Origin of the sequence: Terrimonas ferruginea DSM 30193 (assembly GCF_000425585.1) — a bacterium.
Lineage (GTDB): Bacteria > Bacteroidota > Bacteroidia > Chitinophagales > Chitinophagaceae > Terrimonas > Terrimonas ferruginea.
In genome coordinates this window covers 457,963-473,710 of record NZ_KE384398.1, presented here as the reverse complement: position 1 = coordinate 473,710, position 15,748 = coordinate 457,963, and the positions used below count along the sequence as shown (strand labels likewise).

The 15,748-nt window shown below is 47.5% G+C and carries 12 protein-coding genes; 8 read left to right on the top strand and 4 right to left on the bottom strand.

The window, feature by feature from the left end:
* Nucleotides 1–470: 470 nt before the first annotated feature.
* The gene (locus H608_RS0114215; RefSeq protein ID WP_028788259.1) at nt 471–1,019 is read right to left on the bottom strand and encodes a DUF4760 domain-containing protein; all 549 of its coding nucleotides are present in this window, start codon (nt 1,017–1,019) and stop codon (nt 471–473) included.
* A gap of 245 nt (nt 1,020–1,264) precedes the next feature.
* Here H608_RS0114215 and H608_RS0114210 point away from each other — a divergent pair, with 245 nt between their 5' ends.
* From H608_RS0114210 to H608_RS0114195, 4 genes are all read left to right on the top strand, one after another.
* Nucleotides 1,265–2,737 carry a RapZ C-terminal domain-containing protein gene (locus tag H608_RS0114210; protein ID WP_028788258.1) on the top strand — a complete coding sequence of 491 codons (1,473 nt, stop codon included), beginning with the start codon at nt 1,265–1,267 and terminating at the stop codon, nt 2,735–2,737.
* A 14-nt stretch (nt 2,738–2,751) separates the two neighbouring features.
* Nucleotides 2,752–3,468, top strand: a complete 717-nt coding sequence (locus tag H608_RS0114205) for a nucleotidyltransferase family protein (RefSeq protein ID WP_028788257.1) — start codon at nt 2,752–2,754, stop codon at nt 3,466–3,468.
* A gap of 241 nt (nt 3,469–3,709) precedes the next feature.
* Nucleotides 3,710–5,659 carry a M1 family metallopeptidase gene (locus H608_RS0114200; RefSeq protein WP_028788256.1) on the top strand — a complete coding sequence of 650 codons (1,950 nt, stop codon included), beginning with the start codon at nt 3,710–3,712 and terminating at the stop codon, nt 5,657–5,659.
* Nucleotides 5,660–5,806: 147 nt separating this feature from the next.
* Nucleotides 5,807–6,334, top strand: a complete 528-nt coding sequence (locus H608_RS0114195; RefSeq protein ID WP_028788255.1) for a YceI family protein — start codon at nt 5,807–5,809, stop codon at nt 6,332–6,334.
* A gap of 56 nt (nt 6,335–6,390) precedes the next feature.
* On the opposite strand, the gene H608_RS0114190 is transcribed toward H608_RS0114195, so the two are convergent.
* Complete coding sequence (locus tag H608_RS0114190; protein ID WP_028788254.1) at nt 6,391–7,368, bottom strand: 2-hydroxyacid dehydrogenase; 978 nt, start codon at nt 7,366–7,368, stop codon at nt 6,391–6,393.
* A gap of 12 nt (nt 7,369–7,380) precedes the next feature.
* Nucleotides 7,381–8,475 (bottom strand): metallophosphoesterase, encoded by a 1,095-nt coding sequence (locus H608_RS0114185; protein WP_028788253.1) that lies wholly within the window; start codon nt 8,473–8,475, stop codon nt 7,381–7,383.
* A 152-nt stretch (nt 8,476–8,627) separates the two neighbouring features.
* Here H608_RS0114185 and H608_RS23760 point away from each other — a divergent pair, with 152 nt between their 5' ends.
* Nucleotides 8,628–11,162, top strand: coding sequence for a M12 family metallo-peptidase (locus H608_RS23760; protein WP_028788252.1), 2,535 nt, complete (start codon nt 8,628–8,630; stop codon nt 11,160–11,162).
* A gap of 139 nt (nt 11,163–11,301) precedes the next feature.
* A complete protein-coding gene (locus tag H608_RS0114175; RefSeq protein WP_028788251.1) occupies nt 11,302–13,815 on the top strand; it encodes a M12 family metallo-peptidase in 2,514 nt (837 codons plus the stop codon).
* 133 nt (nt 13,816–13,948) lie between these two features.
* On the opposite strand, the gene H608_RS0114170 is transcribed toward H608_RS0114175, so the two are convergent.
* Nucleotides 13,949–14,329 carry a RidA family protein gene (locus H608_RS0114170; RefSeq protein WP_028788250.1) on the bottom strand — a complete coding sequence of 127 codons (381 nt, stop codon included), beginning with the start codon at nt 14,327–14,329 and terminating at the stop codon, nt 13,949–13,951.
* A gap of 107 nt (nt 14,330–14,436) precedes the next feature.
* Here H608_RS0114170 and H608_RS23755 point away from each other — a divergent pair, with 107 nt between their 5' ends.
* Together H608_RS23755 and tsaB are read left to right on the top strand one after the other, a co-directional pair.
* The gene (locus H608_RS23755) at nt 14,437–15,048 is read left to right on the top strand and encodes a 3-hydroxyacyl-CoA dehydrogenase family protein (RefSeq protein ID WP_051268336.1); all 612 of its coding nucleotides are present in this window, start codon (nt 14,437–14,439) and stop codon (nt 15,046–15,048) included.
* Nucleotides 15,049–15,054: 6 nt separating this feature from the next.
* Complete coding sequence (tsaB, locus tag H608_RS22445; protein WP_051268335.1) at nt 15,055–15,735, top strand: tRNA (adenosine(37)-N6)-threonylcarbamoyltransferase complex dimerization subunit type 1 TsaB; 681 nt, start codon at nt 15,055–15,057, stop codon at nt 15,733–15,735.
* Nucleotides 15,736–15,748: the final 13 nt, after the last annotated feature.

Genomic DNA, 15,748 nt, shown 5'->3' with positions numbered 1-15,748 from the left:
CAGGCCGCGGGAAGGCAAATTTAGGTAAAAAGCTAATGAGTGTTAGTACATGGGCAGATAAGTTTTAGGCAATAGGTTTAAGGTGGAAGGGATAGGGCTCACGGCGTAAGTTTTAAGTAGTAAGTAAAACAGCCGTTATAAGTTTTAAGCGCCTCGCAAAGGTTCGCCTTGATTAGGCCGGTGAGGTGCGGAGGGGAAGCGGCACAGGACGTTCTCGAAAAATGCAGGCTTTAGTTATGCCGGCCTTGTCAACGGGTGATTGATAACGTATCAACCCGAAGCCTCTTCGCCATGGTTGGTGCATACACTAGCCATGGCAGGAGGGATCCCCGGATCCTGCATCTTTACTGGCTGAATACTTACCACTTACTACTTATTACTTAAAACTTATAACGGCATCGCTTACCAGCCGCTGAGTTCTCTAAGAATCTGATTCATCTTTTAAAGTTTTAGGGGTTAAAAAAATAGTCTTAAAGAGTGTTTTTCCACTTTACAGCAAGGTCGGTAAATTCTTTCCAGATGCGATCATTATTGAACTTTTTCCGGCGATATTGGATGTAAAAATCGTAAGCGTTTAAATACGCAATAAATACGTTTCGGAAAGACTTGCGCATGAATTCTTCATCATGGATTTGTTGAGCCACTCCAAGTGAAATGCATTCGAAATAATTAAACAAAGAAACGAATGCTGCCCTCGCACTGTCATCCTGCTCTAAAAGCTGTGAAAATTCTGTTGACCGGTTTTCTTCAATTAAATGCTTGTGTTTTTCATATAATTTTTGCGTGATCCTGAGATAAGTAACAATACCTTCTTTATGCCACTCCGATACAACATCAAATGCCAATTTCTTCTTCGCCGCCAACTGATCAGTTTTCCGCCTGAAATGATTGACTTCATGATTCAGTACAGCATAAAATATTGACATCAGCACCGATCCGCAGGTCAATAACCAGGCGGCGTTTTTCAAACGGTCAGCCGGAGACCAATGGGTCCAGGAAATAACTACTAATACGGCCATACTTATTATGAAAACCGCTATCCAGATCATCCGGTAAAAGAACAACCACCTCACCATTTCATTGAGCCTTCTTTCAAAACCCCTCAGGGAATACGATCTTGGAGGCAGACTGCTATTCCGGTTCATAAAAGCACAAAGTTCGGTCACGGGGACCCGCATCCAATGGGAAAAAGCGCCCCATTTTTTGTGAAAATTCTTTCATTCCAAATGCGGTGCTTCACTCCTTCAAATCATATTTTTGCTTCATGCAAGAGATTATCGCTTCAATACGTGATTTGTACCGTTCCTGGAAAGGCGAAGATCCACTCGACGTGGATGTACTGCCCCAATCCGGCAGTGAACGCCGTTATTTCCGGCTTCATGGTGCCGGTACGTCTGTGATCGGCACCTATGGCGCCAACATACGTGAAAATGAAACCTTCCATTATTTCACCCAGCATTTTAAGGAGCGAAAACTGGCGGTACCGCAAATCCTTGCTTTCAGCGATGACAAACAATTTTATTTGCAGGAGGACCTCGGGGATGTCTCCCTCCTGAACCGCCTGGAGAAAGGCGGCTTCAATGACGAAGTATACAATCTTTTCAAAAAAAGCCTGCATGCACTGGCTGAGTTGCAGATCAAAGGCGATGAACGGCTCGACTACGCACGCTGCCTTACGAATAAAGAATTCGGGAAGGAAGCCATCATGGCCGACCTGCTTTATTTCAAATATTATTTTCTTGATGCGTTGCGCCGCCCCTATGACAAGCAGCAACTCATCAACGATTTCGAAGCACTCAGCACCTATCTGACACATACGGAATACAAGTTTTTCATGTTCCGTGATTTTCAGAGCCGCAATATCATGGTGGATGCGTCGAACGATTCGGTTCATTTTATCGACTACCAGGGTGGGATGAAAGGTGCACCGCAGTATGATGTGGCTTCGATGTTATGGCAGGCACGCGCCAACCTTTCCGACGATTGGAAAAGCCGGCTGCTGGAAGATTATATGGACTCTTTCGAACAGGTTTCCGGCCACCCGCTCGATCGCAATGTGTTCCGCAGTCAATACAATGGTTATGTGTTGATCCGCCTGCTACAGGTATTGGGTGCTTATGGTTTCCGCGGTTTGTTTGAGCGCAAAGCACAGTTCCTGACCAGTATTCCACTGGCTTTGAAGAACCTGAAGGAGTTTTTCGATAACCAACGCCTTGGCATTACTGTTCCTGAATTCCGGAGAGTGCTTGATATCTGCGTGGCCGATGATGTCATCCAGCAGTTTACGCCGACTCAAGCCACAGAGAACACTCCATTGGTTGTAAAAATCTGTAGTTTCTCTTATCGTAAAGGTTGGCCTGCCGATGACAGTGGTAATGGTGGTGGTTTTGTTTTTGATTGCCGCGGTATTCTTAACCCCGGTCGCATTTTCAGCATGAAAACAAAAACAGGCCGCGACAAGGAAGTAATGGACTACCTCGAGCAGCAAACGAAAATGGCCGATTTTCTGAATAGTGTTTTCGACATCGTAGACATCACCGTTGAAGAATATATCAAACGTGATTTTGAAAGCCTGATGGTAAGCTTTGGATGCACGGGTGGACAGCATCGAAGCGTCTACGCCGCAGATGCGCTGGCCCGCCATCTGAAAAATAAATTCAAAGTGAAAGTGCAGTTGCAACATTGCGTACAGGATGAAAAGAACTGGATCAATGAATTGCCGTCAACTACTAAATAACTTATCCGATTGATATGAAGGCAATGATTTTTTCCGCCGGACTTGGTACGCGTTTTCGACCATGGACCGACAAACATCCCAAGGCGTTGGCCCTTGTTAACGGGCAGTCACTGCTGGAGCGAAATATCCGGTATCTGCAACAGCAGGGCATCGAAGATGTAATCGTTAACGTGCATCACTTTCCCGGTCAGATCCGGGAAGCTATCAACAAGAATAATGGCTGGGGTAGCCGCGTCGCGATCAGCGATGAGTCGGGCGAGGTATTGGAAACAGGAGGGGGACTGGTGAAAGCCCGTGGTCTTTTGACGCAGGGAGAAGATTTCCTGACCATTAATGTGGATATTCTTACCAGCCTCGATGTGCGCGCTATGCTGACCGCTCATCAACAAAAAAACGCACTTGTCACACTGGCGGTTACAGGACGCTCAACGAGCCGTTGCTTTGTATTCGATAAGAATGACAGGCTTACTGCGTGGAGAAATGTTTCCACCGGCCAGGAACGGCGGGTAAGGGAGGGTGAGGGAGAAGTAAACAAAGCTTACAGCGGCATCAGTATTTTCCGGTATGAATTTTTTGATCTGGTATCACAGCAGGGAAAGTTTTCGCTGGTAGATGCTTACCTGGAACTGGCAAAAGATCATACGCTGACAGGGTTTGATCATACGGGCGATAAATGGGTTGATGTCGGCCGGCCGGAGAGCGTAACGGTGGCAGAGGAGATGTTCCGGTAATTCAAAATGGTGAATAGTGAATGGTGAATAGTGAATAGTGAATGGTGAATAGTGAATAAGTGAATAATGAATCTGCGGTCCCTGAGGCCGAAGTATCGGCCCGATACTTCGGCCTCCCGAAGGGGCCTCGTGAATGGTGAAATAGCTAATCGTGAATAAAGAGCTACGGCCGTTTTACTTATAACTCAATACTTCCAACTTAATACTTAACTTAGGCATCCGTTTGTATAAAATAAATAATATGAAGAAACTTGTTTTCAGTGCATGGCTGCTGTTGCTTGCAGGTGTCGGCCAGGCGCAGTCTGTTTACAATGCCAGGGAAGCGTTCAATCCGCAGTTTTATCCTTATCCCGGCAACGATTTCCGTAGCGCCAGCGGTGAACCCGGCCCACGCTACTGGCAGAACAGAGCCGATTATAAAATCAACTGTACGCTGGACACGGTCAGACATGGCGTTACCGGCAATGTGGAGATCACCTACACCAACAACAGCCCCGATAACCTCAAGTTTCTCTGGCTCCAACTCGATCAGAATATCTACCGCAAAGATTCCCGCGGTTCGGCAACCACCACACAAACAGGCGGTCGCTGGGCCAATGCTTCTTTCACTGAAGGCGATGTAATCAGCGCCATTACCGTAGAAGCCGGCGGCAAAAAATACAAACCCGAGTACAATGTGGCAGACACGCGTATGCAGGTGTGGTTGCAGGATGCACTCAAATCAACCGGAGGAAAGATCAAGCTCAGCATCGACTTTTCTTTTGAAGTACCCGAGTACGGTACCGACCGTATGGGCCGGTTGAATACCAAAAATGGCTGGGTATACGAAATCGCCCAATGGTTCCCCCGCATGGCCGTATATGATGATATCCAGGGATGGAACGTGTTGCCTTATCTCGGCGCAGGTGAGTTTTATCTCGAATATGGCGATATCGAATTCAGTGTTACCGCTCCCTCCAACCTCATCATCGTAGGTTCCGGTGATCTGCAAAATCCACAGGATTGTTTTGCTTCCGACCAGCTTAAGCGTTACAAGGATGCACAGAACAGTGATAAAACTGTTGTCATCCGCGGTGATAAAGAGATCGGTGACAAAAAAACATGGCTGGCCCGCCCCGCCGTTACCTGGAAGTTCAAGATCCAGAATACACGCGACGTAGCCTGGGCTGCTTCCCGTGCGTTTGTACTGGATGCCGCACGCATCAATTTGCCAAGCGGAAAAAAATCACTGGCAGTAAGCGCTTACCCTGTTGAAAGCATCAAGAAGGACGGCTGGCAGCGCAGCACTGAAATGGTGAAGGCATCCATCGAACATTACTCCTCTAAATGGTTTGAATATCCTTACGGTGCGGCTGTGAATGTGGCAGGTATCGTAGGAGGTATGGAATATCCGGGTATCGTTTTCTGTAGCTACAATTCAAGCGGTGCGGGTCTGTGGGGTGTAACCGATCATGAGTTTGGTCACACCTGGTTCCCGATGATCGTAGGCAGCAACGAACGCAAATACGCCTGGATGGATGAAGGATTCAATACTTTCATCAATGATTTCTCTACGGAAGAATTCAATAAAGGAGAGTTCAAACAGCAAAGTTTCTTCCAGGACCCCAATTCTACATTCATGGTAAAGTATACGTTCAACGATAAAATGGACGGCCTTTACAATATTCCGGATGTTATTCAGCAAGATAACCTGGGTATTGCTGCTTACATGAAACCTTCGCAAATGCTGCATCTGCTCCGCGATCAGGTGATTGGTGCAAAGCGTTTCGATGCAGCTTTCCGTGAGTATATTCAGCGCTGGGCTTATAAACATCCTACACCCTGGGACTTTTTCCATACAATGGAAAATGTGGCGGGCGAAGACCTGAGCTGGTTCTGGCGCTCATGGGTACTGAATGCCTGGAAACTCGATGTGGCCGCTAAAGGCGTGAAGTACACAGATAAACTGCCGGCTAAAGGAGCAGACGTGACTATCGAAAACCTCGAGAAAATGCCAATGCCGGTCAGCGTCCTTGTAAAAGAGACCAATGGTAAGGAACACCGCTTTGACCTTCCTGTGGAAATATGGCAGCGTGGATCGGAATGGACATTCCATGTTCCTTCCACCAGCGAGATTGCCGAAGTAACCGTTGATCCGGATAAAAAATTACCGGACCTCAACCGCGACAACAATAAGTATATTAAGAAATAATCAGCAAAGCCCCCGGAACGGGGGCTTTTTTATGTAACAAAGGTTGATCTACGTCAACGCTTTTTCTTATCCTAGGTCATTGGTCCAGCCATACCGGGCATGCTACTTTTGCAGTGTAAAAATTGATTAAAACAAAACAACATAATCATGGCAAAGACAACCTGGAATCTCGATCCTACCCACAGCGAACTGCAGTTTAAAGTAAAACACCTTATGGTTACCAACGTAACCGGTGGCTTTCCCGCTATCAGCGGTACGGTGGAAGCGGGCGATGACAGCTTTTCAGATGCCGTTGTATCTTTTACGGCAGATGTAAGCTCTATTACTACCAACAACGAACAACGTGACGGACACCTCAAAGGAGCCGACTTCTTTGAAGTGGAAAAATATCCCAGCATCAGTTTCAAATCTTCTAACTACAACGCGGCTGACGGCAAGATCACCGGTGATCTCACTATCCGCGATGTAACGAAGCCGGTGACACTGGATGTTGATTTCGGTGGTACCGCTAAAGATCCCTGGGGTAATGAGAAAGCAGGTTTCTCACTCACCGGTAAGATCAACCGTAAAGATTTTGGACTCACCTGGAACGCATCCCTCGAAACCGGCGGCGTACTGGTAAGCGAAGAAGTGAAGCTGTCTGCTGAACTTCAGTTTGTGAAGTCTGCCAGCTAATCCCTTTTCCGGGTCACCGAATGAATCCACTACCTCCCGTTTACCCGGGAGGTTTTTTATTTATCGTACACAGAAGGGTCGATCACGTTTGGTAACCGTTCACCCCGTAGTCCCGCGATTATATTTTCAGCCGCTACCAGCGCCATGCCTGTTCGTGCTTCTTCGGTAGCCGATCCGATATGGGGGGTAACACATACACTCGGCAGACGCAACAGCGGACTGTCCGGCGACATCGGTTCAGGATTGGTAACGTCAAGTCCTGCACCCCAGATGATTCCGTCCAGTATTGCTTTTAACAGATCTTCTTCCCGGTGAATGGCGCCGCGCGCCGTATTGATGAAGATCGCTTTCGACCGCATTTTCCTGAATTCATTCAGAGTAAAGCGATCTTTTGTTTCCGGTGTGAGCGCGGTATGCAACGAAAGCACATCGCTTTGTTCCAGCAGCTCATCAAAACTTACATAACGCGCATCGATTTCCTTTTCTGCTTCCTGATTGCGGTTACGATTATGATAGATCACCTGCATGTTGTAGGCACCGCGGCAACGTTTGGCCATTTCCAGCCCGATACGTCCGAGGCCGAATATGCCCAGCGTTTTATTTTTCAATTCTATACCGAGATTGGCTGTGGGACGAAAAAAATCCCATTCGTCGTTGAGAATACGGCGGTGATGAAAAAATGCTTTACGCGATACTGCCAGTAATAATGTAAAGGCAATATCGGCAGTAGCATCACTTAACACATCGGGCGTATTGCTCATCGGAATGCCGAGGCGTGTTGCTTCCGCCACGTCCATGCTGTCGTAACCCACAGAGTATAACGCGATCACTTTAAGATGCGGACAAGCATTTAAAAATGCTTTGTCGATTTTTTCCCGGTTCATGCACAGCAGTGCATCATGTTGTTGAACATGATGAATCAGTTCTTCAGATGTCAGCGGGCGATCTTCTTTCCATACAGTTACTTTAATGCCGGCCTCTTCCATTTTGCTGATACCTGCTTCGGGTATCAGCCGGGATACAAATACATTCATGGCTATGTTGTTTTATACCTGCGTACCAAGTATTTCAAGACTTATTTCTTCCAATATGGTACGTGCAGGCTGCTGTTGTTCTTTTTTCCATTTTACAAGACGCATATATCCGTTGTCAATTTCAATGCCGGTTATGTCTCCGTCGGGAAAACAACAACAACCGCTATTGAAATAGGTTGGTTTCATGGTGAGATAATCAACTGAAACAGTTTTGTATTCACGTTCGCGCCGCCGTATTTCAGTCGTTAATTCTTCTATGCGTTGTGTGTTTTCATCAGCTTTTGCCTGTTGCATTTCTTTGTACAATCGTTCCAGGTGAGTGAGTGAGGCGAATACAGGCTGATGAGTATGGCCGGTGATCAGCAATATTTTTTCCTGTTCTGCCGACCATTCATACATGATTTCGTTATGTAATGTTTTTTCATGCAGATCATAGGCCGGCGTATTGGGGTTTATGCGGAGAAAACTTTGCAACGGTGCCCAGATGCGGGCTACAAAAAACTTGCTGAACCAGTTGCCATCGCTGCTTCTGTCGCCCTGGTGGCCGTGTGTACAGAAAATGTGCAGGTTTTTATTACCCGTTGCCACCGTCAGAATAACTCCTTCGTATATTTTAACAGGTTCGCCGAATATTTCTTTCAGTTGAAGAGAGGCCAGCGGATCGTTGCCCCAATAGAGATCGTGGTTGCCGAATATTTTTACATAAGCTTTGCGTTGCAAAAATGCTTTTTCTGCTTCGAATGTTTTTTCGTTGTGTTTGCGCACCTGCGCAAGCGTGTTTTCCCATAGTTCTTCGCTGTCGCCAAGGTTGATGAACGTATATCCCTGGTTATTATAATAACTCAGTGCCGCGAGATAATTGTCCTCCGCGGCCATAAAATCATCGGCGCCGTTGCGCGCACCTTTGTGCTGATCGGAAAAAATAATGAAGCGGCCGGTGGTGGCACCAAAAGGAATCACAGGACCTTTTTTACCAGGATGCGCCAGGATACGTGCATACAGACGGCTCAGTGACTGATAGATACGTTCTTTGTCGGGGCGTGAGGCAAAACGTGCCGTGGCCCAACGAACCGGCTTCAGCAGGAGCCAACGGAGAAAACGTCGCATAACCGGTACAAGTTCCAGAAAATCACGTGAATAACCAAAGGGATTTCCCTCGTATTTTTTGAAAGCTTTTAGTTTGTTTCATTTTATCTTTACCCCGCTTTATTGTTATCCGGCACAAGCCGCATTCCGAACTAATTACTAAGCTACTCCTCATGAGAAAATTTTCTTTAGCGCTGTTATTGACCGTATTGGGGTTGACAACCGCGTTTGCTCAAAATACTGTTGAGCTGTTTAATCCTACTTCCCGCTTCGCGCCTGAATATAGTAAGGTCGTGAGCCGTTATCAACCGCTTGCCTTGAATACTGCCATCTTATCCACCGTATTCAAAGAAGCTCCCGCCACCTGGACATTACGTGTTCCGTTTGAAGGACAGTACATGGATGTGCAGTTGGAAAAAGCAAAAGTAACCACCGATAATTTTTCCATATTGGAGGCATTGCCGGATGGCTCACGCCGCCCGGTATCTTACAACGGCGGTGTATTCTACCGCGGTTATATCAACGGCGACAGAAAAACATTTGCAACCATTTCTATTTTTGAGAACCAGGTAATTGGTATTCTCGCCGATGCGCAAAGCAACCTGGTGTTGGGTGCCATCGAGCAGAATGGTTATGCAACCAACAACTACATGTTATACCGTGAGCCGGACCTGGCTATTCCCAATCCCCTGAATTGCTTTACCAGCGATGAACATGTAATTGGCGGTTCAACAGATTCACATACGGAAGTTGTTGCTTCTCCGGCGTCGCCCAATGCGGTTGGTGAACCGGTAGAAATCTATGTAGAATGCGATTACAGATTTTACCAGGATAAAGGAAATAACACAACCAATGTAATTAATTACCTGCTTGGCTTTTTCAATGGTATTGAACAACTGTATGCCAACGAAAATGTAAAGGTGCAGGTATCGCAGGTACTGGTATGGACCTCTCCGGATCCGGAAGCGGCGGCGGGACTAAACACTACCGGTGCTGTGCTGCCTGCGTTCGCGAGCCGTATGAACAGTACCAACTATGTTGGTGACTATGCGGCGTATATATCTACCCGTTCGCTGGGTGGAGGTGTTGCTTATCTCACTACCGATGCATGTGCTGCGGGTAAGAGCGGTCGTACATCTGTGAGCGCTATCAATAATACCTATGCAAACGTTCCTACTTATTCGTGGACAGTGGAAGTAGTAACGCATGAATTAGGGCATAACCTCGGCTCGCGTCACACACACTGGTGTGGATGGCCCGGCGGGCCTATCGATTGGTGCGGTCCTACAGCCAACGCGGCATACATGGAAGGATCCTGCACGCCGGGTCCGCTGCCAAGCTCAACCGTTAGAGGAACTATCATGAGTTATTGCCACCTGATCAGCGTTGGCATCAACTTCAACAATGGTTTTGGTCCGCTGCCCGGTGACGCTATCCGTAACTACGTGGCGGCACGCACCTGCTTTGGCAGCTGCCGCATGACCATTTCCATTGCTACCACCAACGCGTCTTGCGGATCAGACAACGGCAGAGCCGTTGTGACCGCCACCAACGCCACAGGTGCAGTAACGGTTACCTGGAGCAACGGCGTTACTGGCGCGAATCCTACCAACCTTGCGCCCGGCACCTATTATGTAACCGTGCGTGATGCAGCTGGTTGCCAGGTGATGGACGATGTAGTAATCGGCAACAGTGGCCCTTCACTTGATTTCACGCTTACTCCATCAGGATCGGTGAACTATTGTGCAAGTTCGGCCGCACCGGTACTCTCCGCTACCAGCGACCCTACCTTTACTTACCAATGGTTTAAAAATACCAATCCTGTTCCTGGGGCAACGGCTTCTTCTTTTACATCAACCGGCCCGGGTATCTATACCGTACAGGTAACGTCTCCTTCCTGTTCGGGTACACGTTCGGTAACATTAACACAGGTTGCAAATCCAACCGTTACTGTTACGCCGACCACTGCAACGATCAATAAATTTGATCAGCATTTGCTGACAGTAAACGGTGCGCTCAATTTCAACTGGGAAGAACAACCAGCCATCGTAAGCTACAGTGGCCGGTTTGGTTATGTACGCCCGCTGACATCAACCGTATATACCATCACCGGTACCGATGCCAATGGTTGTCGCGGTACTGCCACAGCCACCGTCAACGTTATCGGATGCGGGCCTGCAACGGATATGAAAGTGACGCCTTACAGCCCTTCACGTGTATTGGTTGAATGGACTAATCCTGAAGGTGCTACAACCGATTCACTGCGCTACCGTGTGAAAGGCTCCACAATATGGAGCCGTGTGTATGTGGAAGGGTCTTCGTATGAACTCAATGGCCTTACACCCAATACCGAGTACGAATACGCTATTGTACCGCTTTGTACAACCACCACTACTTTTGTCGCATCGGAAACAAATGCCTTTACTACGCTCCAACTCGACAACAGCGGGGTGTATGTGCGCCTGTTCCCGAACCCCATACAGGCACAGGGGCGTTTGGAGGTAATTGCCGCCCGTCCTTATTCATTGCAGGTGAATGTGTATGACAATGCAGGAAAACTGGTTCGTCAACTTTCACAAACGGAAAATATGCCAGCCGGACAAACGATCAAAACAATTGATTCAGGCGTAATGGCTAATGGCGTTTACTACCTGCAGGTATTGATAGATGGAAAAATTCATCCGGTGAAGATGATTATTGCACGCTGATAAAAGCTTCATATACAAAGAAAAATCCTTCGCTCTGCGAGGGATTTTTCTTTGTAGTCACTACTTGGTGATTTAATTGCCTGTTTCGTTTTATCTTTACGTGCTTTGATTTAGTATTCCGAACTAACTAAACTACTCAATGAGAAAATTTTCTTTGGTGCTGTTGCTGATCGTGTCAGGGTTGGCGAACTCTTTTGCTCAAACGCCCGTTGAACTGTTTACTCCCACATCCCGTTTTGCACCTGAATACAGTAAGGTGGTAAGTCGCTATCAGCCACTTGCTTTGAACACGGCAAACTTATCGTCTTTGTTTCAGCAGGCTCCTGCTACCTGGACAATGCGTGTACCTTTTGAAGGACAATACATGGATGTGCAGTTGGAAAAGGCAAAAGTGACAACCGATAATTTTTCTGTGATCGAAGTATTGCCTGATGGGAGCCGGCGCAATGTTGCCTATAACGGCGGAATTTTCTACCGTGGTCATATCAACGGTGACAGAAAAACATTTGCAGCTGTTTCCATTTTCGAAAACCAGGTAATGGGTATCCTGGCCGATGCCCAAAGTAATCTGGTGCTCGGAGCGATCGAGCAAAATGGTTTTGGCACCAATGATTACATGCTCTATCGCGAATCCGATCTGGCAATACGGAACCCAACCAATTGTTTTACCACGGATGAATTTGTTACCGGTGTGGCTCCCCGTGAACATACGGAGGTGGTCGCTTCTCCCAACGCAGTCGGAGAACCGGTAGAAATCTACATTGAGTGTGATTATAAATTGTACCAGGATAAGGGAAGCAACGTCAACAACGTGATGAATTACCTGCTGGGCTTTTTCAACGGTGTTGAACAACTGTATGCGAATGAAAATGTGAAACTGCAGGTGTCGCAGGTATTGGTGTGGACGGTACAGGATCCCGAAGCAGGTTTTACCACAGCGGGAACAACGCTGCAGCCTTTCGCACAACGTATGGGCGGAACAAACTATGTCGGCGATTTTGCTGCCTATATTTCCACTCGTCCCATCGGTGGTGGGGTAGCTTACATTAACAAAAATGCATGTACAGTCAGCAAGTCGTCACGTTCGTCCGTAAGTGGCATTAATACCACTTATCTGAATGTACCTACTTATTCATGGACGGTAGAAGTAGTGACCCATGAGATCGGACATAATCTTGGTTCAGGTCATACACACTGGTGTGGATGGCCGGAAGGTCCGATCGATGGATGCGGTCCCAGTGCTACTCCCCCTTATTTTGACGGAAACTGCGCACCCGGACCCCTTCCGACGACAACAGGCGGGACGATCATGAGTTATTGTCATCTGGTCAGCGTCGGCATTAATTTTAATAACGGCTTTGGTCCCTATCCCGGTGATACTATACGCGCTTTTGTAGCGAACAGCAACTGTCTCGGAAACTGCCGCATGACCGTCTCCGTTGCCACAACAAATGCCTCCTGTGGCTCGGAGAATGGCAAAGCAGTGATTACCGCTACTAACGCCACAGGAGCCGTAACTGCTACCTGGAGTAACGGGCAGACAGGCATGAATATTTCCAATTTTGAACCGGGTACATACTGGGTTGTGGTAAAAGATGCGGCAGGCTGTCAGATAACGGAAGATGTGATTATCGGCAATGACGGGCCGAGCCTTACTTTTTCACTTACGCCATCCGGCGCTGCCAACTACTGCGCAGGTACTACCCCGGTATTGAGTGCTACGAACGATCCTTCATTTACCTATCAGTGGTTTAAAAATACAAATGCTATTCCGGGGGCTACCTCATCGGCCTTCACTTCCACAGGACCCGGCACTTACAGCGTGCAGGTGACATCACCGGCCTGTTCGGGTACGCGTTCTGTAGTACTGACACAGGTAGCTAATCCAACCGTTGTTGCAACCCCGGCCATTGGTACAATCAATAAATTCGATCAGCATCTGATCACAATGACCGGTGCAGATAATTTCAACTGGGCCGAACAGCCTGATATTATAAGCTTCACGGGTCGTTTCGGTTATGTTCGTCCGCTTTCGTCTACCGTTTATACAATTACCGGAACCGATGCAAACGGTTGCCGTGGTACTACCACCGCCACGGTTAATGTGGTGGGATGTGGTTATGCAACAGACGTTAGAGTAACGCACTTAAGCCCTTCTCATGTACAGGTGCAATGGACAAACCCGGAAGGGGCCACTACCGATACGCTGCGATATCGGGTAAAGGGAACAACGGAATGGAACCGTGTATATGTTGAAGGATCATCTTACAAACTGAATGGCCTGATGCCTGATACAGAATATGAATATTCCGTTGTGGCGCTCTGTTCCACCACTACTATTTATGTGGCTTCCGGGATCGGTTCGTTTATCACGGGCAATCTTGGCAATACAGGCCTGCACATACGTCTTTATCCCAACCCGGTGCGTTCTCAGGGAAGCCTGGAAGTCATCACGACGCGTCCGTTCACTTTGCAGGTGAATTTATATGACAATGCAGGCAGGCTGGTGCGCCAGTTGTTACAGACGGAAAATCTGCCTGCGGGCCAAACGATCAAAACGATCGATCCGGGTGTAATGGCTAATGGGGTTTACTATCTGCAGGTATTGGTTGATGGGAAAATTTATCCGTTAAAAATGGTTATTGTTCATTAACCGGGAAGCTTCAATAAAAGAAAATCCCTTCGCATCGCGAAGGGATTTTCTTTTATTGAAAAGTGAATTGGTCAATAAGTGAATGGCTGTTCCATCTTCAAATCATCAAATTTTCAAATCATCAAATTATCCCTCACTTCACCGCCACCATACTGATCTCTACATTTACAAACTTTGGAAGTGCGGCAACCTGTACGGTTTCACGGGCAGGGGGATCATCGGAAAAATATTGACCATATACTTCATTCACTTCACCAAAGCGATGCATATCGGTGAGGAAAATAGTTGTTTTTACCACATGCCCGAAATCCATACCCGCCGCTGCTAACACGGCTTTAAGGTTACGCATACACTGATGAGTTTCATCCTGCAGGCTGTCATTATGCAGATTGCCGGTGGCCGGATCGATACAAATTTGCCCGGAAATATAAAGGGTGTCATTGGCCAGTACAGCCTGGTTATAGGGGCCGATAGGAGCGGGGGCATCTTCTGTGCGGATAATTATTCTGGGCATAAAAGCTTATTTGAAGTGAGAAATGTTTTCTTTGCATTCATGGCAGCACACGTGCTGCCGGCGGCACAAGTTAACAAGCTGCCGTATTTTTATCAAATTCAGATTGCATGACGGTATTATTGATCGCAGATGAGGCAAGAAAGGCCGCCTGGCTGAGCACCGGCCAGACGGCGGAGATAGAGCTCATTGTGTCGGAAGAAATAACAGAGGCGCCGGCCGATGCCTGTATCGATCTGCTGTTCGACGGCAGCGCGGAGCGTATCGCCTCGCTGACAACCGCAAAATTTCCGCTGGTGCTCGTGCATTCACTGGAAACATTGCTCAAAAATTTACCGGATCATTTTGTACGCATCAACGGATGGCTGACATTCCTGGAAAGAAATATGGTTGAAGCATGCGCGCCTGCGCCGCAAAAACCGGCAACGGAAGTTTTATTAAAAAATTTTAACCGGACACTAACATGGGTACCCGATATCACCGGGCTGTTGTCCGCACGTGTGGTAGCGGGTATTATCAATGAAGCGTATCTCGCGCTGGAAGAGGGACTGAGCACAGCGGAGGAGATTGATACGGCGATGAAACTCGGAACAAATTATCCCTACGGCCCGCTGGAATGGTGCGACCGGATTGGCAAAAAGCATGTTCAGCAATTGCTTCGTAAATTGCACGCAGAAAATTTACGGTATCAGCCTGCAGAAGGATTGAGCGTAAAGGAATAAGCAAGAATGGCATTAATATTGAATATAGATAGTGCGCTGGGAAAAGCCACGGTAACGTTGGCTGAAGAAACACGTGTACTGCAATCACTGGAGAACAACGACATGCGTGATCAGGCTTCGTGGTTGCATCCGGCTATCAGCCGGTGTTTCGAAGACACGCAAAAAAAATTGCAGGAGCTGGAAGCAGTGGCAGTGACGATCGGTCCCGGGTCCTATACCGGGCTGAGAATTGGATTGTCTGCAGCAAAAGGATTATCTTACGCCCTGCAAATTCCATTAATCACTTTGCCTACGCTGGAGCTGATGGCGAGAGCAGAACACAACGCGCAGACAGACCTGATCTGTCCTGTGATTGATGCCCGGCGAATGGAGGTCTTTACAGCACTATACAATAAACAAATGCAAGAGGTGATGGCACCGTGTGCACTCGTAATAGATGCACATAGTTTTGCCACACAACTCGCGGAACAAACTGTATTATTTACAGGTAATGCAGTTGGAAAAATCCGTGAAGTATTGCATCATCCCAACGCGTTTTTTTCCGAAAACGGATACACGCCGCAGGATATATCGGATTTGTCCACACTACTGTTCAGAAATAAACGATTCTCAGACATTGCCTACTCGGAACCTTTTTATGTAAAAGAGTTTTATGATGCGGCGGCACACACCCGCAGGCAGCAGTGAATTTTAATTTTTC